We start from the raw sequence: 20,927 nt of genomic DNA on the forward strand, positions 1-20,927 counted from the left end.
AGGTCGCGGGCGTGGCCGTGGCCTCGGTCGTGACGATGGCCACCAGGTCGAAGGACTCGCCCGCGGGGCGGGCCCGGCCGCCGGTCAGCCCGTAGAGCCGGACCAGCGGGCCCGGATCGTCTCCCGTCACGGCCGCGCGCCGTTCCAGGCCGGCGCCGGAGCCGCGGTCCTCGGCTGCGCGGACAGGTGGTCGCCGACGCGCTTGACCAGCAGGGCCATCTCGTAGGTGACCATGCCGAGGTCGGCGTCCTGCGCGGCGAGCACGGCGAGCCGGGCGCCCTGCCCGGCCGCGGTGACGAACAGGAACCCGCCCTCCAGCTCGATGATGGTCTGCCGCACGCCGCCGAGGCCGAAGTGCCGTCCCGCCCCCTGGGCGAGGCTGTGGCTGCCCGCGGAGATGGCCGACAGGTGTTCGGTGTCCTCCCTGGTCAGGCCCTGGGACCCGCCCATGGCCAGGCCGTCGGAGGACAGCACGATGGCGTGCCGGATCCCGGGGATGCGCCGGGTGAGGTCGTCCAGCAGCCAGCTGAGCTCAGATCTGGGGTCGGCCATCGGGGTGGCCCTCCTTTCCGTTCCGCGGGCCGTTCCACGGCTCGCTGTGCCGCTCGGTCTGACTGCGGCCCTGCTGCCAGCCGCGCTGCATGGACGACATGCGGTTGAGGATCTCCTCGGGCGATCGGTCGGTGGGGGCGGGCCGCTCCGCCGGGCGCGACCGGCGCAGCTGGGGGGCCAGGCTGGCCTGCCGTACCCGGACGGGCAGTCCGTCGAGGTCGTCGGGGTCGCCGAGGTCGTGGGGGTCGTCGGGGACCGGCTCGCGCTGCGGGGGGAGCCGCGGGGGGAGAGGGCTCCCGATCTCCGCCCCGGGGCGGGCCGGGAGGGCCGGGGCCTGCGGAGTCTGCGGGGGCGGGGTCTCCAGCGGCGTGAAGAGCGATCGGGGCGCCGGGGCCGGCGCCGGTGTCCCGCATCGCGTCGGGTGACGCGCGGGGACCGTGTCCCGCATCGCGTCGGGTACGGCGACGGGGACCGTGTCCCGCATCGCGTCGGGTGACGCGGCGGGGACCGTGTCCCGCATCGCGTCGGGCGACGTGGCGGGCAGCTCGGCGGGCATCGTGTGGAGCGACGCGGTGGGGACCGCGTCCGGTACGGCGCTCAGCGCCCGGCGGGGCCCGTCGCCGCGGGTCAGGCGGTCGGTACGGGCGGGGGGCGCGTCGTACGGCGAGCCGGGATGGGTGAGGATGGCGTTGGGGAGCAGCACGATCGCCGTGGCGCCGTCGTAGGGGGAGGGCCGCAGCACGACCCGGATCCCGTGCCGGGCCGCGAGCCGGGAGACGACGAACAGGCCGAGCCGGTCGCTGTCGGCCGGGTCGAACTCCGGCGGGTCGGCGAGGCGGCCGTTGATCGTGTCGACGCAGACCTGCCCCAGGCCCAGGCCGCGGTCCTCGACCTCGATGGAGAAGCCGTTGGCCGCCGGCATGCCGCGGACGTGGATCGCGGTGCCCGGAGGGGAGAAGGCGGTGGCGTTCTCGATCAGCTCGGCGACCAGGTGGATCACGTCGGTCACCGCGCCGCCGACGAGCAGCGGCGCGTCGGGCATCGGCAGCACCGTGACGCGGGTGTAGTCCTCGACCTCCAGTACGGCGCCGCGCACCACGTCGAAGACGGGCACCGGGTCGCGCCACCGGCGGGCGGGCGCCGCGCCGGACAGCACGATCAGGTTCTCCGCGTGGCGGCGCATGCGGGTGGTCAGATGGTCGACCTTGAACAGGTCCTCCAGCGTCTCGGGGTCCTCGGTCCTGCGCTCCATCGCGTCCAGCAGCGCGAGCTGGCGGTGGAGCAGGGCCTGGTTGCGCCGGGCGAGGTTGAGGAAGACCTGGCCGACGCCCTTGCGGAGCACGGCCTGGCCGACCGCGGCCTCCACCGCGGTCCGCCGGACGGCCGAGAAGGCGCGCACGACGCCGTCCACCTCGGCCGTCTGCGAGGACGCCAGCTCGGGGGCCTCGGCCGCCGGGTCGACGTCCTCGCCCTTGCGCAGCCGCTCGACCAGCCGGGGCAGCCGCTCCTCGGCCAGTTCCGCGGCCGAGGCCCGCAGCCGGGTCAGCTCGTCGACGAGGGAGCGGCCGAACCGGTAGGACAGCACGATCGAGGCGATGACGGCGAGCAGGCCCAGGCCCAGGACCAGCCCGATCCGCCACAGCGCCGCGGACTTGAGCGTGTCCCCCTTGGCGCCGGCGCGGACCAGCTCCCGCTGCACGTTGGAGTCGAAGGCGGCCAGGACGGACTCGGAGTCCCGGTTCCACACGGCGCCGTCCACCGGCGGTGCTCCGCCTCCGGCCCAGGCGGCGATCTCGTCCTCGGCGGTCTGGAAGCGCCGGTAGGTGGTGCTCGCGGCGAGCTCCCGGTGCATCGCCCGCAGTTCGGGGCCCATGTCGCGCTCGGCGTTGGCGAGCACGAGCCTGCGGCCGGTCATCGCCGCGACGAAGGCGGTGTGCTCGGCCGGGGTCATCTCGCCGCGTGCCAGCGCGACGGTGAGGACGGCGCGCTGGCGGGCGATGTACTCCGGGGCGCCGGAGTAGGAGGAGAGCCCGCGGATGATGCGGTAGGACGGCACGTCGGTGAGCGTCTCGGCGGTGTTGAACTGCCGCTGGGCGAGGCCGACGAGGGTGTTGTAGCCCTCGGTCACCTGGAGCGGGGAGGTCTGCCCGCCGTCGGCGGAGGAGCGCAGCACGCCGAGCCCGTTCAGGGCCTCCAGCAGGGAGCGCATGCCGGCGGCGGCGTCGCCGGCGGCGGTGTCACCGGTGTCCGCCGTGTCCTGCAGGCCGATGGAGACGGCCAGCTCACGCAGGCGGGCCGCCGCTCCGTCGGTGGCCCGCCGCTGCTCCTGGAGCACCGCCCGGCTCCCGGTGCGCCCGGCGGCCTCGGCGGACAGCTGCCGCTCCCGGCGCAGTTCCCCGACCAGCCGCTGCACCGGAGCGCCGATCTCCTGCCACCGGCTCTGGCTCTGGGCGATGCCGGAGATCTGGACGGCGGTGGAGTAGGCGTTGTACCCCCACAGGGCGACCAGGGAGACCAGCGGGATCAGAAGGATTGCGAGGAGCTTCGTGCGGATCGGCCGGGGGGTGCTCATTCATCGTGTCCAATTCCGCGCGGTCCTGCGCGGGGGCGGCCGCCGGCAGCGGTCGGCCCCCCGAGGATCGCGGCCGCGACGGGGGTGCGCTGTGATCTGCCCCACTATGCCGCTGTGGCGGAATGGGCTCAAGATGCCGATTGCGAAGATTGGATATCGATTGATCACTGTGGATGAAGGCGCCGTCACCGAGGGAGAGGGCCGGAGCGGCCGGCGGTGCCGGACCCGGCACCGAGCCCGGCACCCGGTGTGATGACAGGTGCGATGACAGGTTCGGCGACGGGTTCAGTGGCGGGTTCAGTGCCGGGCGATGCGCTCTCGGAACCAGTGGTAGGACGCCTTGGGAGTGCGCCGCTGGGTGGCGAAGTCGACGTGGACCAGACCGAACCGCTGGTGGTAGCCCTCCGCCCACTCGAAGTTGTCCAGCAGCGACCAGACGTAGTAGCCGCGGACGTCCACCCCCTCGGCCGCGGCTCGTTCCATCGCCGCGATGTGCCCGTCGAGGTAGGCGATCCGCTCCCGGTCGTCGACCGTGCCGTCCGGGCCGGGCTCGTCGGGCTGCGAGCAGCCGTTCTCGGTGACGTAGACCGGGGGCAGGGCGTCGCCGTACCTCGCCTTCAGGCCGGTCAGGAGTTCGTGCAGGCCGTCGGGGACGACGGGCCAGCCGAAGGCGGTGACGGGGTGGCCGGTGATCCCGGCGTCGGTGAACGGCAGGCCGAGCGCGGCCGCCTCGGCGTCGGGGGCGGCGATCCGGGTGGGGTTGTAGTAGTTGACGCCGAGCCCGTCGAGCGGGGCGGAGATGAGTTCCAGGTCGCCGTCGCGGACGCAGTCCAGCGCCGTGCCGTACGCGTCGAGGTCGGGGTAGGTCCCGAGCAGGACCGGATCGTTGAACAGCCGGTTGTGCAGGACGTCGTAGGCGTCGGCGGCGGCCAGGTCGGCGGGGTCGGCCGAGGCGGGCCAGACCGGGGTGCAGTTGTTGGTGATCAGCACGCGCTCCGCGCCGCGCGCCCGGAGCGCGGCCGTGGCCAGGCCGTGTCCGAGGAGCTGGTGGTGGGCGGCAGGGAGGGCTCCGGTGAGCAGGACCTGGCCGGGGGCGTGCACGCCGGTGGCGTAGCCGAAGGCCATGTGGACGAAGGGCTCGTTCAGGGTGATCCACATCGGGATCCGGTCGGCGAGCCGGTCGGCCACCAGGGCGGCGTAGTCGGCGAAGCGGAAGGCGGTGTCGCGGGAGAGCCAGCCGCCCGCGTCCTGGAGGGGCTGGGGCAGGTCCCAGTGGAACAGGGTCGCGGCCGGGACGATGCCCTCCGCGAGCAGGGCGTCGGTCAGCCGGTCGTAGAAGTCGAGCCCGCGGGTTGGCCGGTCCGCGGCCGCCGGGCTGGACCCGGGGCCAGGCGATGGAGAAGCGGTAGGAGTCCACGCCCAGGCCGGCCAGGAGCGCGACGTCCTCGGGCCAGCGGTGGTAGTGGTCGCAGGCGGTGTCGCCGGTGTGGCCGTCGCGGACCCGTCCGGGCTCGTGGGAGAAGGTGTCCCAGACGGAGGGGCCCCGGCCGTCCTCGGCGGCGGCGCCCTCGATCTGGTAGGCGGCGGTGGCGGCACCCCAGAGGAACATCCTCACCTCCCGGTTGTATGAGTGCTGCTCATGTTAGCTCGTGGGAGGGCCCGATGGGGGATGATGAGGCAATGACGAACGTCTCCGGGGGAACGCTGCGCCGTCGCCCCGCCCAGCGGCGGAGCGTGGAACGGGTCGAGCGCATGCTGGACGAGTGCGCCAGGCTGCTGGACGAGGTGGGTTACGAGGCGCTGACCACCAAGGAGGTCGCGCGCCGCGCGGAGGTGCCGATCGGCACCTTCTACCAGTTCTTCTCCGACAAGCAGGGCCTGGTGCGCGCGCTCGCCGTACGGAACCTGGAGGCGTTCCTGGAGCGGATCACCACCCGGCTCGCCGACGCCGAGCCGTCCGACTGGACCGGCATGGTGGACCTGGCCATCGACGAGTTCGTCGCCATGAAGCGCTCCACCCCCGGCTTCGGCGTCGTGGACTTCGGCGAGGTGCTGTACGCACCGGGCGGCCCGGCGCTGCGGGGGACCGAGCGCATGCTCGACACCGCGCTGGAGAACAACGTCGTGGTGGCCGACCGCCTCCGGGGGATCAGCATCGAGCTGCTCGGCGCCCCGGCGGGGGCGGAGCTGGACCGGGCGCTGGTCGTCGCGGTGGAGGCGGCCGACGCCGTGCTCAAGCTCGCCTTTCGGACCCGCCCGGAAGGCGACCCCGAGCTGATCGACGAGTGCAAGCTCATGGTCCGCCGCTACCTCGCCGCCCGACTGCCGTAGCCCCGCCTTCCGGACCCTTCCGGACCCTGCCGGATGCCCCTGCCGGATGCCCCTGCCGGGTTCCGGCCGGGCGTCGCCTTCCGGGCCCGGCCGGATGTCTCTGCCGGGTTCCGGCCGGAACCCGCTTCCGGGTCCCGGCGGGGATCCCGTCAGGAGACGGCGTCCAGCCGGGCGCGGAGCTCGTCGTCGAGCTTGACGTCCAGCGCGCCGAGCGCCTCGTCGAGCTGGTCGAGGGTGCTCACGCCGACGATCGGGACGGTGGCGGGGGAACCGCCGATCAGCCAGGCCAGGACCGCCTGGTTCACGGTGACGCCCAGCTCGGCCGCGACCTCGCGCAGTACGGCCAGGCGCCGGGTGGTGCCGGGGTGCTCGAAGGCCGGGTCGAAGGGGCGGTCGGGGCGGGTGTACCCGCCGCTCATCAGCGTGCTGTACGCCCACAGGGTCACGCCGGGCTCCTCGCGCAGGTAGTCGAGGGTGTCGTCGTTGACCACCGTGTGCCCGGCGGGCTGGAGCGGGGCTCCGGGCCGGGGGCGGACGTAGGAGTGGCGCAGCTGCAGGTGGGTGTAGGGAGTCCAGCCGTTCTCCCGGGCGGTGTTCCGGGCGCGCTCGAACCGCCAGGCGGGGATGTTGCTGGCCCCGGTCTCCCGCACCTTGCCCGCCCGGACCAGCCCGTCGAAGGCGGCGAGGGTCTCGGCCAGCGGGACCGACCGGTCCTCGATGTGCGCCCAGTAGACGTCCACGCGGTCGGTCCCGAGCCTGCGGAGGCTGCCCTCGATCGCGGCCTCGACGGCCCGCGCCGACAGGCCCTCGGCGGAGCCGAGCGTGCGGTCGCCGGGGACGGTCGGCCGGGCGCCGCACTTGGTGCTGATCACGACCCGGTCGCGGTTCCTCCGCGAGGCCAGCCAGCGGCCGATGGCCAGCTCGCTCTCGTCACCGGTCGCCCCGTCGTACCAGAAGGCGTAGTTGTTGGAGGTGTCCAGCAGCGCGCCGCCCGCCTCGGTGAAGCGGTCCATGATCGCGAAAGCCGTGCCGTCGTCGACGACGGAGCCGAAGGGGATGGTGCCCAGCGCAAGGGGGATGTGTGTCATACGGCACAGCGTGCGAGCTGGAGCGCACTCCATGTCAAGCCGTTTCGGCGGCGGCCGGCGAGCCTGACCGGGAGCCCGCTCAAGCCGCTTCGGCGGCGTCCGGGAAGCTTGACCTGGAGCCCGCTCCAGGTGCCATGCTTTCGGGCATGAGCGTGTACACCCCGGGACAGGTCGCCGAGGAGACCGGATTCAGCCTCGACACCCTGCGTTACTACGAGCGGATCGGGCTGCTGGAGCCGATCGGCCGCAACGCCGCCGGTCAGCGCCGCTTCACCCAGGAGGACATCGGCTGGCTGGGCATGATCAGGTGCCTTCGGGACACCGGCATGCCGATCGCGGAGATGCTCCGCTTCGCGGAGCTGACCCGGCAGGGCGAGCACACGATCCGCGATCGGATCGCGCTGCTGGAGGCGCACGACCGCCGGGTGGAGGCCCAGGTGGACAACCTGCGGGAGAAGCAGACCGCGATCCGGAACAAGATCGGTTACTACCGCGGGGTGGTCGGGGTGGGCCGCGGGCGGTCGTGAGGCGGTACGGCGGGGGCGTACGGGCGGGCCGCGGGCGGTCGTGAGGTGGTCCGGTCCGTGGTACGGCGGGGCGTGCGGGCGGTCGTGACGCGGGCCGTACGGGGCTTTTGCCGTGCGGCGGGGGGCCCTTTCCGGGTCGGCTGTTAGACCGGAAGCCGGACCTCGGGGAGGGGGCCCATGGCCGCACCGCGCGCGCGACGGATCGACATCCCGCTGAGGCACGTCGCCGTGGCGTGCGGGGTGATGCTGTTCGCGCTGCTCGGGAAGGCGACCTGGGTCCAGGTGTTCGACGCCGCCGGACTGCGGGAGAACCCGCACAACCAGCGGACGCTGACCGCCCGGTTCGAGCGCCCCCGAGGGGAGATCCGGCTGCGCGACGGCACCGTCGTCGCGACCAGCCGCCGGGACCGGGGAGACGGAGGCCGCCACCGGTACCGGCGGGTCTACCCCGAAGGGCCCGTCTACGCGCCGGTCACCGGGCACCTGTCGTTCTACACCGCCACGGGGATCGAGCAGGCCGAGGACGCGGCGCTCTCCGGGACCGACCCCCGGGTGAAGATCCACTCGATCGTGGACGGGACCGCCCCGGTGGGCGCGATGGTCGGGCTCACGATCGACGGGCGGGCGCAGCGGGCCGCCTACGAGGGGCTGCGCGCCACCGGCCGGCCCGGGGCCGCCGTCGCGATCGACCCGGCGACCGGCGCGATCCTGGCCATGGCCTCCTATCCGTCCTACGACCCGAACCTCTACACCACCCCCGACCTCGCCGAACTCGACCGGACCGACCGGCGGCTGCAGGCCGATCCGGGCCGCCCGCTGCTGAACCGGGCGATCCGGCAGACCTATCCGCCCGGATCCACCTTCAAGATCGTGACCGCCGCCGCCGCGCTCGCCTCGGGCGACTACCGGCCGAGCATGCACGTCGCCGCCCCCGCCGCGTTCCGCCTCCCGGGCGCCTCCGCCCGCCTGCGCAACTTCCGCGGAACGGCCTGCGGCGACGGCCTGCCGTCCCTGGCCTACGCGTTCAAGATCTCCTGCAACACCCCGTTCGCGATGATCGGCCTCGACCTCGGCCAGGACGCGCTGCGCGAGCGGGCCGAGGCGTTCGGGTTCAACGACGGCGACCTCGCGGTGCCCATGCCCGTGGCCCGGAGCGTCTATCCGGCCGGGATGGACCGGGCACAGACCGCGATGTCCGCGCTGGGCCAGTTCGACGACCGCGCCACCCCGCTCGTGCTCGCCATGCTCTCGGCGGCGGTCGCGGGCGACGGCTCGCTCATGCGCCCCCACCTGGTGCGGGAGATCCGGCTCGACGACGGAACGGTGATCGCCGAGGCGGAGCCGTCCCGCTACCGCCGCGCGCTGGGGTTCCGCGACGCCCGGCGGCTCACCGCCATGATGACCGGCGTCACCCGGCCGGGCGGCACCGGCCGCGCCGCCGCCCTCCCGGACGCCGAGGTGGCGGCCAAGACCGGGACGGCCGAGAACGCCGGGCGGGACCACGCCGTCTTCACCGGCTTCGCCCCGGCGGAGGACCCCCGGGTGGCGGTGGGGGTCGTCGTCGAGGGAGGCGGTTCCGGCGGCCGGGTGGCCGCGCCCATCGCGAGGGCGATCATGCAGGCCGTACTGGGGTGACCTCCTCTCCGGCCGTCGCGGGGACGGCCCGGCTCGGAGCACCCGGGCGGGACGGCGCCCGCGCGCGCGGCGGGAGGAGCCGGCAAAGGCTGGGCCATGAATCATCGATGGAACCGCGTATCCGATGAGGCGGTGGCACGGGGGAGCCAGGATTCATCCGTGACGGGCCTGATCAGGGGACGGGGTGAATCGTGGACGCGACGGAGATGCGCCGTGCGGTCCTGTCCGGGGACGGAAAGCGGTGGTACGACGGGCGGCGGACGGCGCGGAGCCTCACCTCCGTGGAGATCGTCATCCCCGTCCTGAACGAGGAGCGCGCCCTGCCCGGGTGCATCCGGACCGTGCACCGCTTCCTGACGGACTTCTTCCCCCTGGTCTGGACGGTCACCATCGTCGACAACGGCAGCACCGACTCCACCTGGGAGACGGCCCAGCGGCTCTCCCGGACGATGACGGGGGTGCGGGCCCGGAGACTGGAGCGGCGCGGCAAGGGGATCGCCGTCAAGACGGCGTGGCGGGACAGCGGCGCCGACATCGTCGCGTTCATGGACGTCGACCTGTCCACGGGACTGCACGCGCTGCTCCCCCTGGTCAGCGCGGTCGCCTCGGGGCACTGCGAGATCGCCATCGGCACCCGGCTGGCCGGTGGTTCGCGCATCGAGCGGGGGGCGCGGCGGGAACTGATATCCCGGCTGTACAACGGGATGCTCCGGGTCGGCTTCGCCGCCGACTTCACCGACGCGACCTGCGGGTTCAAGGCCGCCCGGACGGACGTCGTCCGGCCGATCCTGGACCGGGTCGAAGACGACGGGTGGTTCTTCGACACGGAACTGCTGCTGGTGGCCCAGTACAACGGGGCCCGCATCGTGGAGATCCCGGTCGACTGGGTGGAGGACGCCGACTCGCGGGTCGACGTGTGGAAGACGGCCGCGGCGACTTCCGGGGGCTCGCCCGGGTGTCGCGCGCGATCTCGCGCGGGCAGGCCCGGGTGGAGATCCCGCCGGTTCCCGTGCTGCGCCCGTCGCATCCGGACGCGGTGCTCCGCGGACCCCGGATGGAGAGGTCCTGGGACGTCCTGCTGTTCTCCGCCGTCGGGCTGGTGTCCACCGCCCTGCACGTGCTCCTGTACTGGGCGCTGCGCGACGTGTCCCCGCCCGAGGCGGCGAACCTGGTCGCGCTGGCGGTCACCTCGCTGGTGAACATCGAGGCGAACCGGAGGTGGACCTTCAACCGGGCCGGCGGGCCGGACCTGCGGACGCACGCCCGGGCCGGGACGCTCTTCGTCCTCACCTACCTGGTGACGACCGCGGCGGTCCGGCTCGCCACGGCCCTGCACCCGGATCTTCACCGCGGCGGCGAGAGCCTCGCCCTGGTGGCGGCCGCCATGACGATGGTGTTCCTCCGGTTCGCGCTGCTGAAGCGATGGGTGTTCGGGTCGGCCCGGAACGGCCGCGCCGGGGGAAGGGCGGGATGAGGGACCCGGTCCCGGAACCCGGCGGGGCGGGAGACCCGGCTACGGCACCGGGCGGGGTGGGAGACCCGGTCCCGGAACCCGGCGGGGTGGAGGATCCGGTCGCGGAACCCGGCGGCGGCTCCGGCGGAGCCGGGCACCGGCCGCCCCGGCTCCCCGCACCGCGGGTCCTCGCCCGTCCCGTGCGGCAGGCGTGGGCGGTGATCCTGCCGATGCTCGGGCTGGGCTGCGCGATCGCGTTCCTCGGCTCCCACGTACGGCCGGCGTCGGACGACTACCGCCTGATCGTCTTCACCCGCGAGGGCGGGATCCCGGGCATCGTGGCCGAGTTCCACGACCGCCTCACCGGACGGGTGGGGAACGCGTTCCTGGCGGGGATCGCCTACACCGATCCAGACCTGGGGATGCGGGCCTGCGGGATCGTGACCTACGGCATGCTCTCGGCGGCCGTGGCCCTGGCCTGCCACGGAGCGCTGCGGCGGCTGGGATTCGCTCCGACGCGGACGGTCCCGCTCCTGGTCGGACCCGGCCTGGCGGGGATCGCCCTGCTGACCCAGCCCCGCGCCTACCAGACGCTCTTCTGGATCCCGGGCGTCGTCTCGCACGTGGTGCCCCCCGCCGTGATCCTGGCGCTGGCCGGGATCGCCGTACGGGCGCGCAGCGGGGGCCGCAGGACCGCGGTCTGCGCCGCCGCGCTGCTCACCGGCTGCTTCCTGGGCACGACGAGCGAGGCGATCACCCTGATGTGGCTGGCCCTGACCGGCCTCGTCCTGGCGACCTCCGCGGTCCTGCGCGGAAGGGCGGCCTACGCGGCCTCCTTCGCGCTGGCGCTGGCGGCGGGACTGCTCGGCGGCCTCGCCCTGCTCTCGCTGTCACCCGGCGGGAGCAGGCGGCGTCCCCCCGGCGTCGGCGCCCTGGACCCGCAGCTCCTCCAGGACGCTCTCGTGATGTCCGGGGCGGCGCTGCAGCGCATGTTGCTCGGCGCCGCGCCGTTCGCGGCCCTGGCGATCGGGGTGCTGGCGGGCCTGCTGACCGGCGGCGGGCGGCGATGGCATCGACGGCCGCGATGGTCGCTCCGGTCCCGCGCGGAGAAGGCCTGGCTTCTGGCGCTCCCCGCCGCGGCGGCCCTGCTGTCGGTCTTCGCCGTGCAGTACGCGCTCAGGTACGGCTACGGGCCGCCCGGCGAGTGGGTGGCCTACCGGGCCTGGTTCAACTCGAACACCGTGCTCGTCCTCGCGGCGGCCTGCTACGGGTTCCTCGCCGCCGGGCCGCTCTCCGCGGCCCTCTCGGGGGGACGGCGGGGCCCGCTGCCGCCGGGCGTCCTGGGCGCCGGTTCGTGCCTCGTCGCGCTGGCGGTCGTCGCGGGCTGCGCGGCCGACCTCGGGAACCTCGGCAGGAGGATGGCCGAGCGGTCGGCCGCCTGGGACGCGCAGGCCGCGGCGATCGAGGAGGCGCGGGCCCGGGGCGAGACGATGATCCCCTACCGGCGCCTGCGCATGGCGCGGCTCCGCGAGCCGTCCCGGCACCCGGGAAGCTGGATCAACGTCTCGGTCGCCCGATTCCACCGGGTGGGCGGGGTCGTCGTCCGGCGGCCCCGCACCCCGCCCCCACCCGGCTCCGCCTCTCCGGCGCGCGGCGGCCGCCCGCCGGCCGGTCAGGAGAAGTAGGCGCGGGCCCGCCGGCCGGTCAGGGGGAGTAGGCGCGGGCCTGCAGGCCGTACAGCTCGGCGTAGAGGCCGCCGAGCTCCATCAGCTCGGCGTGGGTGCCCTCCTCGGTGACCTTGCCGTGGTCGAGGACGTAGATCCGGTCCGCGTAGCGGACGCTGGCCAGCCGGTGGGTGATCAGCAGGACGGTACGGCCGCCGGCGTGCTCGCGGACGCGTTCGAAGAGCGCGTGCTCGGCCCGGGCGTCGAGGGCGGCGGTGGGCTCGTCGCAGATCAGCAGGGGGGCGTCCCGGTGGAAGCCCCGGGCGACGGCGATCCGCTGCCACTGCCCGCCCGACAACTCCTGGCCGTCCTTGAACCGCCGGTCCAGCAGCGTGTCGTAGCCGTGCGGCAGGTCCGCCACGACCTGGTCGGCCCCGGCCACCTCGGCCGCCGCGACCAGTGCGGGCTCCCCCTTGTCCGTACCCATGGTGATGTTCTGGCGGGCGGTCAGCGGCCAGCGGGTGTGGTCCTGGGCGATGACCGCGATGCGCCGCCGGAGCCGGTCGGGGTCCACCTCGGACAGGTCGGTGCCGTCCCAGCGGACGCGCCCGCCGTCGGGCTCGTAGAGACCGGACAGGATCTTCGCCAGGGTGGTCTTGCCGGAGCCGTTCTCGCCCACGAGCGCGACCACCTCGCCCCGGTCGAGATGGACCGAGACCCCCTGCAGGGCGGGGGAATCCGATCCCGGGTAGGTGAAGACGACGTCCTCGGCGGTGATGCGCTCGAACCCCTCCGGGACGGGCCCGGGGCGTCCGGAGGTCAGCCGGGCCTCGGCGTCGGCGCAGAACTCGAGGAAGTCGGTGAAGTAGAGCCCCTCCTCGTACAGCCGGTTGATGGCGTACATCAGGTTGGCGAGGTAGGTCTGCCCGGAGCGGATCGCCAGCACGGCGGTGCCCGCCACGGCCAGCGGGACCGCCCCGGCGGCCAGCAGCAGGCCGAGGGCGACGTAGACCAGGGCGGTGCCCACCCCGCTCAGCCCCTCGCCGAGCACCCGCGTGAACGTCTGCCGCCGCGCCAGGTCCAGCAGGACGGCCTGCTCGGCCCTGGAGACCCTGTCGTACATCCGCATCAGGAATCCGCGCATGGTGAACGAGCGAACCTCGGCCGCCGGCTCGCGGTCCGCCAGGAGCTCGGCGGTGATCCACTTGCGCCGGGCGGCGGGGATCAGCCGGTACATCGTGGTGTAGCGCATGCGGGCAGCCCGGACGGCCGCCCAGGCGTCGGGCAGCACCGCGAGCACCAGCAGCGGCAGCAGCACGGGGTGCAGGACGCCCAGCACGCCCGCGGCCGCGACGATGCCGATCGCCGCGGTCAGCACGTCGATGGCCGTGCCGACCACCACGTCGGCCATGGACACGCCCCGCGCCCTGGCCCGCTGCAGCGCGTCGTGGAAGTCGGGGTCGTCGAAGGCGGCCAGGCCGACCCGGCTGGTCAGCCCGTAGAGGCGCTCCTCGGCGATCCGGCTGACCTGCGGGTCCAGCCGGGACTGCGCCCAGCCCGCGCCCGCCTGGGTGAGCGTGCGCAGGGTGGCGGCCACACCCACCAGGACCAGGCTGGGCAGGGCCGCCCTGACCCGCTCCGGGGTGGGGCCCGCCTCGAACAGGGCCGTCAGCACCCCGGTCGTGGCGAGCAGGCCGAACGCGGTGAAGACGCCGCTCAGCAGGCTCAGCGCGATCGTGGTGGCGGTGTCGCGGGGACTGGCCAGCCAGGCCAGCCGTACGGCCTGGGCCACCAGGGCGGGCAGCCGCCGGGCGACGGTCAGGAACCCGACGCCGACCAGCTTGTCCGCGTGCGCGTACCAGTCGGTGAGGTTGATCTCGCCGAGCTCCGGGACACCGGGCCTGTTGGTGTCGGTGTCGGTGTCGGTGTCGGTGTCAGGGGCGCGGGTGCCGGGGGTGGGGGACTTCGCGGTGTTCGGTCCGGATTCGCGGGGTTCCGAGCCGCCGGGGTCCATGCCGCGGGGTTCTGGGCTGCCGGGTTCTGGGACAGGGTCCGGAGAGGTGTCCGCCATGCTGGCAGTCTGAATCGCCCTGCCGGAGGCCGCCATGGCCCGGAGCTGTCCGGCATGAGACACCTGCGCCGATGCACGCGCCGCCGCCGCGGATCCACCGGGAACGGAGCACGGGCGTCATCGGTCCGTGTCCGCCGGCGGGCCGGTCTCCGACGGACCGGCCAGCGCGTCGCCGAGCGCGGTCCGGTGGTAGAGCACGCTGCGGCCGGTGCGGGCCCGGGCGACCAGCCCGGCCCGCGTAACGCCGCCAGATGGCCGCCGACGGTGCCCAGGCCCAGGCCGAGCAGGACGGCGAGCCGGCTGGTGGTGGCCGGTACGGCCAGCTCCAGCAGGACGCGGGTCCGGGTCCGGCCGATCAACCCGGCCAGCCCGGCCGCGCCGCCGCCGGGCTCATGCGGGATCCCGATGCCGCGCGCCGGGTAGGCGAGCGCGTACGGCCAGGCGTCCTCGAAGTAGGAGCCGATTCCGAGGGGGAAGACCGACGGCAGGAAGAGCACGCCCCGGCCGTCCAGCCGGAACGTCTCATCGGAGCCGGAGCCGGAGCCGGAGCCGGAGCCGGAGTGGACCTCGATGACGCCGTCCGGCAGCCAGCGCGCCTTGGGCGCGAGGTCGTCGAGGGCCGCCGCCCAGCCGTACGTCGCCAGGCGGCCCGCCCGCTGGACCACGTCCCGCTCCAGGATCGCGTGGAAGCGCGGCCAGGCGGGGGCGACGATCTCCTCCCAGGCCCGCTGGAGCGCGTCGGCGAACAGCGTCACCACGTCCGGCGAGAACAGGACCCGGACGACCTCCTCCGGCGGGCGCGCCATGCCCTCCAGGTTGCGGGCGATCTCCTCGTGCGCCTGGGCGACCGGCGTGGCGCGCACGACCGCGAGCTCCTCCTCGATCGGCGTGTTCACGCCGACCGGCGGCGGCGCGGGGAAGTCGGCGTTGTAGGCGTGGTCGCGGAAGAGCACGGTCATCGGCCCCAGCCCCGGCTCCTCGGCCAGCAGCCGGCCGTACGGCTCCCGCATCCGGTCGGCCCAGGCCCGCCACGGCCCGGCCTCCTTCTTCCCGCACAGCACCCAGAGCGCCTGCTTGGTCGTGACGAGCGGGGAGATCCCGAACCGGCTCGCCACCAGGTCCCCGGAGCTGACCTCGATCCGGTAGACCACGGGTGCCTCCTGTCCGTCCCGCGGGAACGCGCCTGCGCGGGAGCTTTCGGGGATACCCGAAACATTAGCCCGCCGATGGCGCCTCCCCGAGCATCGGGTGCATGACGACCACACGAGAGCGCGGCGCGACCTACGGCGAGGTCTTCGCCGCGGACGGCTTCCGGGTACTGTTCGGAAGCTTCGCGCTCCTGGTCGCCGGCGACCAGGTCAAGATGCTGGCCCTGGCGGCGCTGGTGCACGCGCGGACCGGCTCCGCGGGCCTGTCGGCGACGGCGTACATGCTCGGCTTCCTGCCCTACGTCGTGGGCGGCACCTTCCTGATCTCTCTGGCCGACCGGGTCCGGCCGCGCCCGCTGATGATCGCCGGAGAGCTGGTCAGGGTGGCGACCTGCCTGCTGCTGGCCCTCGCCGGGATGCCCGTCTGGGCGATGCTCGCACTGGTCCTGGCCACCGGCGTGCTCTCCCCGGTCTTCGGAGCGGCCCGCACCGCGCTCCTGCCCGACCTGCTGGCGGGGGACGCGTTCGTGCTCGCCAGGTCGGTGCTGAACGTGACGGCGGCCGGGGCCCAGATCGGCGGGCTCGCCCTGGGCGGCGGCCTGCTCGCCGCCACCGGATCGGAAGGGGCCCTGCTGGTCACCGCCGGGCTGTCCGCCGCCGCCGCGCTCGTCCTGCGGGCCGGGCTGCCGGACGTGCCCGGCCGGAGGACCGGCGAGGGCGGCGCCGTACGGGAGACGCTGCGGGTCAACCGGGCGCTGCTGGCCGACGCGCGGGTGCGCGGGCTGCTGCTGGCGCAGTGGCTCCCGGTCTCGTTCGTGACGGGCGCCGAGGCCGTGCTCGTCCCCTACCTGGGCGGCACGGCCGGGATCGCGCTCACCGCCGCGTCCGCGGGCCTGGCGCTCGGCGGCTTCGCCGTCGGCCGGTTCGTCTCCCCGGAGGGGCGGGAGCGGCTGGCCCTGCCGCTCGCGGTGGCGGGGGGCGTGCCCCTGCTCGGCTTCGCGTTCCAGCCGGGACTCGCCGGGACCGCGCTGCTCGTCCTGCTCGCCACGGCCGCCGGAGGCTCCTACGCGCTCGGGCTGCAGCGGCGGTTCGTGGACGTGACGCCGGAACCGGTCAGGGGCCAGGCCTTCGGCCTGCTCGGCACGGGTGTGATGACCGGCCAGGCGGTGGGCGCCGCGCTGGCGGGGTTCGCCGCGGAGTGGACGGCTCCGCATCTGGCCATGGCCCTCGCCGGGGTCGCGACGATCGCCTGCTCGCTGGCTCTGCGCCGGTCCTTGCGCCCGTACGGCTCCGCCCGCTGACGGCACGGTCCGGATCTTCGCCCCGTATCCTACGGAGGACCGCCCGCGTCCTTCCGCGCATCGCACCCGACAGAAGGCCCGCATGACGCATACGATCACCCGCCTGTCCGCCGAGGAGTTCCGTGACAGCGTGCGGGAGCTCGCCGGGCTCCTCGCCGACACCGTCGCCGACGGCGCCTCCCTGGGGTTCCTCGCCCCCCTCGGCCGGGACGAGGCGGAGGCCTGGTGGCGGGCCAGGCAGCCCGCCGTGGCCGACGGCGGCCTCGCCGTCTGGGTCTCCCGCGGATCCGCGGGAGTCGACGGGACGGTCAGTCTCGCCTTCGAGGGCAAGGCCAACGGCAGGCACCGGGCCGAAGTCGTCAAGCTGATGGTCCACCGCCGCGCCCGGGGGCGAGGGCTGGGACGCGGGCTGCTCGCCGCCGCCGAGCGGGCCGCCGTCGAGGCGGGGGCCACCCTCCTGCTCCTGGACACCGAGACCGGCAGCGAGGCGGACCACCTGTACCGCGCCGCCGGCTGGACCCGCTACGGCGTCGTCCCCGACTACGCCGCCGACCCGGCCGGCTCCCTCCGGGACTGCAGCTTCTACTACAAGCGGCTCGGCTGATCCGGTTCCGGCGCCCTCGGCCGCCCTGGGCCTCCGCGCCGGGGCCTTCGGAAGTTTTCTCCTCCGGAGACGGAACGTGCGCGGAGACTGGGTAGGACCGTTGGACGACCGGGCGATCCGCGGAGAGGCGGGCCCGGCCGATGACGCGGGAACGGGGGCGGACCCCGAGAGTCTTTGAACGGTGGAGCGATGACCGGGGTTTTGGTCGTGGACGACGATCCGGACGTGCAGTTCGTGGTGGGTCTCGTGCTCAAGCGGTTCGGGCACGACGTCGTGATGGCCGACAACGGGCAGGCGGCCCTGGAGATCGCAGCCCGGGAGATGCCCGCCGCCGTGATCCTGGACTGGGTGATGCCGGGGCTGGCCGGTCCCGAGGTGTGCCGCAGACTGCGGGCGATGCCCGGCGGGGACCGGGTCGCGGTGATGATGCTGACGGTCCGGGTGGGGGAGGAGGACATGGAGGCCGCCTTCCGGGCCGGCGTCGACGACTACATGATCAAGCCTTTCAACCACGAGGAGTTCGTGGCGCGGGTCAAGTGCATGCTCGCCCGCGTGGCACAGCCCGGCTTCGGTCCGGATCAGGGAGCCTGATCCGCCGTCGCCGTCGCCGTCGCCGTCGCCGTCGGGGTCGCGGTCGCGGCAGCAGCAGCCGCCCTGGCCGAGCCGCGCCCGGTTCCTCCGCGGCATGCGTGTGCGGCTCGGCGGGGGGGAAGCGGTCCCCGATGTGCGCGGCTCGGCGGGGGGGAAGCGGTCCCCGGCGGGCGGATCTCCTGCCGGACGGACCCCGGCCGCGCGTCAGGGCCGCAGCTCGCCCGAACCGCGGGGGATGAGCCGGGTCGGCAGCTCGATCCGCTCGGCGGGACCGGTGCCGCCGGACAGGCGGTGGAAGAGCAGCCCGGCGGCCGTCCTGCCGAGGCCGGCGGGGTCCTGCGCCACCACGCTCACCCCGGGCGTCAGCAGATCGGCCAGCTCGAAGTCGTCGAAGCCGACCAGCGGCGGGCGGTGGCCGGAGCGCAGCAGCGCCACGGTGATCCGGCTGTTGCCGGTGAACACGGCCGTGGGCGGGTCCGGCTCGGCGAGCATCCGCTCCAGCGCGGCCCCGGCCTGCTCCGGCGGGCCCGTCGCGATCAGCGTCCCGTCGTCGGGCAGGCCCGCGTCGGCGAGCGCCCGGCGGTAGCCGCGCAGGCGTTCGGCGGCGGTGAAGATGGTGGTGCGGTCGCCGAGGAAGGCGATCCTGCGGTGGCCGTGGCGGATCAGATGGGTGACTCCGGCGTGCGCGCCGCCGACGTTGTCGCAGAGCACGGTGTCGGAGTCCAGCCCGCCGGGGCGGTCGGCGAAGACGGCGGCGACGTCCGCGTCGAGCTCGGGCCGCAGGTAGTCGTGGTCGGTCCCGGCGGGCACGATGATCAGTCCGTCCACCCGCCGCGCGCAGAAGGCGAGCACGAGCTCCCGCTCGCGTCCCGGGTCCTTCCCTGAGGAGCCGCTGAGCACCAGCGAGCCGTGGTGGAGCGCCACGTCCTCGACCGCCCGGGTGATCTCCGAGTAGAACGGGTCGGCGACGTCCTCGATCACCAGTCCGATGCTCGCCGTCCGGCCCCGGCGGAGCACCCGGGCGCTCTCGTTGCGCCGGTAACCGAGCCGCTCGATGGCCGCGGCGACCCTCTCGGTGGTGGCGGGGCTGACCCCGGGCTCCGCGTTGACGACGCGGGAGACCGTCTTGAGCGCCACCCCGGCCGTCGCCGCGACGTCCTTCATGGTGGGTCGGCCCCGGATGCTCTCTGTCACATTTCGATCATGGCCCAGGCCGCGCCCCCGGACAACGTCTTCACCACGCTCCGGTCGCCGGCGGCCGGTCCACGCGGTCGCCGCCCGGCACGGCACGGCGGGCGGCGTCCCCCGCGCTCCGCGCGTCCGTCACGAGTCCTCCTGCGCGCTCCGCGCGTCCGTCACGAGTAGGCATCCTCCGTGCTCCAGCGCACGGTCGACGAAGGCGCCGGCCGAGCCGAGGGCGCGCGCCGGGTCGAGGGCGGCGTCGAGGTCCTCCGGCGCCAGGCCCACCCCGGGATCGGCGAGCAGCGCCTCCCGCAGGGACAGGCCCTCCTCGACGGCGCGCGCACAGGCGGCGTCCACCGCGGCGCGGGCCTGCGGTGTGCCGCCGAGGCGGGCGACGACGTTCTCGGCCATCGGCAGGCCCCGGGTCAGTCCGAGGTTGGCGCGCATCCGGGCGGCGTCCACGGTCAGGCCCTCCAGGAGCTCGCCGAGCCAGGAGGCGGCGCTCCCGGTCAGGCGGAGCAGTTCACCCACGGTCTCCCATTCGGCCTGCCAGGATCCGGCGGCACGCTCGTGCTCGACGGGCATCCCGGCCAGCACGGAGGCCACGAGCCCGGGGACGCGCTGGACGCAGGCGAGCACGGAGACCGCGCCCACCGGGTTGCGCTTGTGCGGCATCGCGCTGGAACCGCCCCGGCCGGGAGGCGAGGGCTCGGCGGCCTCGGCCACCTCGGTCTGGGCCAGCAGTTTCACGTCGGTCGCGATCTTGCCGAGGACACCGGCGGTGACGCCCAGCGCGCAGGACAGCTCGGCGACCGGCGTCCGGTCGGCGTGCCAGGGCAGGATCGGGGCGGCCAGTTCCAGCTCGGCCGCGAGCCGGGGCGGCACCTCGTGGCCGCGCTCCCCGAGGACGGAGAGCGTGCCCGCGGCGCCGCCGTACTGGACGGGCAGGCGCAGCGCGGCCAGCCGGGTGTGCGAGCGGTGCAGCGCGGTCAGCCACCCGGCGGCCTTCAGCCCGAAGGTGATCGGCACGGCCTGCTGCAGGACGGTGCGCCCGGCCATGACGGTGCCGCGATGCTCCCCGGCGAGGCGGGCGCAGGCGTCGGCGGCGGCGCGCAGGTCGTCTAGGATCTGGGCGAGGGCGCGCCGGGCCACCAGCATCGCGGCGGTGTCGTTGACGTCCTGGCTGGTGGCGCCGTGGTGCACGTACCGGCGCAGCCCGGAGGGGACCTGCTCGCGCAGCGCGGCGACCAGCGGGACCACCGGGTTGGCGCTGTCGGCGGCCCTGCGCCCGATCTCGGCCAGGTCGAACAGCTCCGGATCGCAGGCGGCCCCGACCGCCTCGGCCGCCTCGCGGGGGACGAGGCCGAGCCCGGCCTGGGCGCGGGCCAGCGCCGCCTCCACGTCCAGCATCGCGGCCAGCCAGGCCGCGTCCGTCACCTCGGCGGCGGCCCCGCCGCGTGCGGACGTCCCGGAGAACAGCCCGGCCGGTCCCGACGCCCCCGCCGGTCCTGCTGACATCATGTCGCCCACCTCCCGCTTGCGTACCTCCAGCGTGTCACGGGGCCTCCGGAGGCGCGGGACGGCCCGTCGGCCGGCGTCCGTCCCGGTCCGTCGGCGCCCGCCGACGGGGCGTGTGCGAAAGTCCGCCGACGGGGCGTGTGCGAAAGTAGGGCGATGTCCGAGCCCCGGGTCCGCCTGTCCTGGTTCCTGCTGGTCGCAGGGTTCGTGCTCGCCTCGTTCAACCTCAGGCCTGCCCTGGCCGGGATCTCGCCGGTGCTCGACGAGATCATGGAGGATCTCGGGCTGAGCCCGGCCGAGGGCGGCGCGATCACCACGGTGATGGTGGTCTGCCTGGGGGTGCTGGCCCCGCTCGCCCCCCTGCTGGCCCGCCGGTTCGGCCTGGACCGCACGCTGCTGGCCGGGCTGCTGGTGCTGGCCGCCGGACTGCTGCTGCGCAGCGCCGGGAGCGTCGCCGCGCTGTACGCGGGCGCGGCCGTGGCCGGCACCGCCATCGCGATCATGAACGTGGTGATGCCGGCCATCGTCAAGCAGCACTTCCCCACGCGGGTCGGCCCGTTCACCGGCGTCTACGTCTCCGGCCTGGTCCTCGGCGCCGCCGCGGCCTCCGGGCTGACGGTCCCGCTCGAACACGCCACCGGGTACGACTGGCGCGGGGCCACCGCGCTGGCCGCGCTGCCGCGCGCGCGG

16 protein-coding genes and 1 pseudogene are annotated in these 20,927 nt (G+C 74.7%); 10 read left to right on the plus strand and 7 right to left on the minus strand.

All coding sequences use genetic code 11. The features are described 5' to 3' along the window. Nucleotides 1-126 precede the first annotated feature (126 nt). The 3 genes and pseudogenes from ACWJ6R_RS10330 to ACWJ6R_RS10340 all read right to left on the minus strand — a co-directional run bounded on the left by ACWJ6R_RS10330 (nucleotide 127) and on the right by ACWJ6R_RS10340 (nucleotide 4,733). On the minus strand, nucleotides 127-552 hold the full coding sequence (locus ACWJ6R_RS10330; protein WP_449061997.1) for a roadblock/LC7 domain-containing protein: 426 nt from the start codon (nucleotides 550-552) through the stop codon (nucleotides 127-129). Next, entirely contained in the window at nucleotides 533-3,124 is a 2,592-nt protein-coding gene (locus tag ACWJ6R_RS10335) for a nitrate- and nitrite sensing domain-containing protein (protein ID WP_449061998.1), read from the minus strand. Before ACWJ6R_RS10335 ends, ACWJ6R_RS10330 begins: the two co-directional genes overlap by 20 nt. Nucleotides 3,125-3,421: 297 nt before the next feature. Next, nucleotides 3,422-4,733: pseudogene (locus ACWJ6R_RS10340) on the minus strand (GH1 family beta-glucosidase). Nucleotides 4,734-4,804: 71 nt separating this feature from the next. Here ACWJ6R_RS10340 and ACWJ6R_RS10345 point away from each other — a divergent pair. Further along, the gene (locus ACWJ6R_RS10345; RefSeq protein ID WP_449061999.1) at nucleotides 4,805-5,455 is read left to right on the plus strand and encodes a TetR/AcrR family transcriptional regulator; all 651 of its coding nucleotides are present in this window, start codon (nucleotides 4,805-4,807) and stop codon (nucleotides 5,453-5,455) included. A 149-nt stretch (nucleotides 5,456-5,604) separates the two neighbouring features. On the opposite strand, the gene ACWJ6R_RS10350 is transcribed toward ACWJ6R_RS10345, so the two are convergent. Then, nucleotides 5,605-6,543, minus strand: coding sequence for an aldo/keto reductase (locus ACWJ6R_RS10350; RefSeq protein ID WP_449062000.1), 939 nt, complete (start codon nucleotides 6,541-6,543; stop codon nucleotides 5,605-5,607). 146 nt (nucleotides 6,544-6,689) lie between these two features. On the opposite strand from ACWJ6R_RS10350, the gene ACWJ6R_RS10355 reads away from it, so the two are divergent. The 5 genes from ACWJ6R_RS10355 to ACWJ6R_RS10375 all read left to right on the plus strand — a co-directional run bounded on the left by ACWJ6R_RS10355 (nucleotide 6,690) and on the right by ACWJ6R_RS10375 (nucleotide 11,843). Beyond that, nucleotides 6,690-7,070, plus strand: coding sequence for a MerR family transcriptional regulator (locus ACWJ6R_RS10355; RefSeq protein WP_449062001.1), 381 nt, complete (start codon nucleotides 6,690-6,692; stop codon nucleotides 7,068-7,070). A gap of 177 nt (nucleotides 7,071-7,247) precedes the next feature. Then, nucleotides 7,248-8,705 (plus strand): peptidoglycan D,D-transpeptidase FtsI family protein, encoded by a 1,458-nt coding sequence (locus ACWJ6R_RS10360; RefSeq protein WP_449062002.1) that lies wholly within the window; start codon nucleotides 7,248-7,250, stop codon nucleotides 8,703-8,705. A gap of 191 nt (nucleotides 8,706-8,896) precedes the next feature. Continuing rightward, nucleotides 8,897-9,904, plus strand: coding sequence for a glycosyltransferase (locus ACWJ6R_RS10365; RefSeq protein WP_449062003.1), 1,008 nt, complete (start codon nucleotides 8,897-8,899; stop codon nucleotides 9,902-9,904). Continuing rightward, nucleotides 9,823-10,179 carry a GtrA family protein gene (locus tag ACWJ6R_RS10370; protein WP_449062004.1) on the plus strand — a complete coding sequence of 119 codons (357 nt, stop codon included), beginning with the start codon at nucleotides 9,823-9,825 and terminating at the stop codon, nucleotides 10,177-10,179. The genes ACWJ6R_RS10365 and ACWJ6R_RS10370 overlap by 82 nt, the downstream gene beginning before the upstream one ends. Beyond that, nucleotides 10,176-11,843, plus strand: a complete 1,668-nt coding sequence (locus ACWJ6R_RS10375; RefSeq protein WP_449062005.1) for a hypothetical protein — start codon at nucleotides 10,176-10,178, stop codon at nucleotides 11,841-11,843. The genes ACWJ6R_RS10370 and ACWJ6R_RS10375 overlap by 4 nt, the downstream gene beginning before the upstream one ends. Nucleotides 11,844-11,862: 19 nt before the next feature. Here the strand turns inward: ACWJ6R_RS10375 and ACWJ6R_RS10380 are convergent, their stop codons facing one another. Then, on the minus strand, nucleotides 11,863-13,836 hold the full coding sequence (locus ACWJ6R_RS10380; RefSeq protein ID WP_449062006.1) for an ABC transporter ATP-binding protein: 1,974 nt from the start codon (nucleotides 13,834-13,836) through the stop codon (nucleotides 11,863-11,865). Between the two features lie 1,309 nt (nucleotides 13,837-15,145). Here ACWJ6R_RS10380 and ACWJ6R_RS10385 point away from each other — a divergent pair. The 3 genes from ACWJ6R_RS10385 to ACWJ6R_RS10395 all read left to right on the plus strand — a co-directional run bounded on the left by ACWJ6R_RS10385 (nucleotide 15,146) and on the right by ACWJ6R_RS10395 (nucleotide 17,537). Then, nucleotides 15,146-16,342, plus strand: coding sequence for an MFS transporter (locus ACWJ6R_RS10385; protein WP_449062007.1), 1,197 nt, complete (start codon nucleotides 15,146-15,148; stop codon nucleotides 16,340-16,342). A gap of 82 nt (nucleotides 16,343-16,424) precedes the next feature. Beyond that, nucleotides 16,425-16,946, plus strand: a complete 522-nt coding sequence (locus ACWJ6R_RS10390) for a GNAT family N-acetyltransferase (protein ID WP_449062008.1) — start codon at nucleotides 16,425-16,427, stop codon at nucleotides 16,944-16,946. Between the two features lie 189 nt (nucleotides 16,947-17,135). Then, nucleotides 17,136-17,537 carry a response regulator gene (locus ACWJ6R_RS10395; protein ID WP_449062009.1) on the plus strand — a complete coding sequence of 134 codons (402 nt, stop codon included), beginning with the start codon at nucleotides 17,136-17,138 and terminating at the stop codon, nucleotides 17,535-17,537. A gap of 204 nt (nucleotides 17,538-17,741) precedes the next feature. Here the strand turns inward: ACWJ6R_RS10395 and ACWJ6R_RS10400 are convergent, their stop codons facing one another. Both ACWJ6R_RS10400 and pcaB read right to left on the minus strand, forming a co-directional pair. After that, the gene (locus ACWJ6R_RS10400) at nucleotides 17,742-18,731 is read right to left on the minus strand and encodes a LacI family DNA-binding transcriptional regulator (protein WP_449062010.1); all 990 of its coding nucleotides are present in this window, start codon (nucleotides 18,729-18,731) and stop codon (nucleotides 17,742-17,744) included. A 129-nt stretch (nucleotides 18,732-18,860) separates the two neighbouring features. Next, entirely contained in the window at nucleotides 18,861-20,240 is a 1,380-nt protein-coding gene (pcaB, locus tag ACWJ6R_RS10405) for a 3-carboxy-cis,cis-muconate cycloisomerase (RefSeq protein ID WP_449062011.1), read from the minus strand. Between the two features lie 153 nt (nucleotides 20,241-20,393). Here pcaB and ACWJ6R_RS10410 point away from each other — a divergent pair. Continuing rightward, nucleotides 20,394-20,927: MFS transporter (locus ACWJ6R_RS10410; protein ID WP_449062012.1), on the plus strand; the 534-nt coding region annotated here is incomplete at its 3' end.

Source organism: Planomonospora algeriensis (assembly GCF_977012225.1).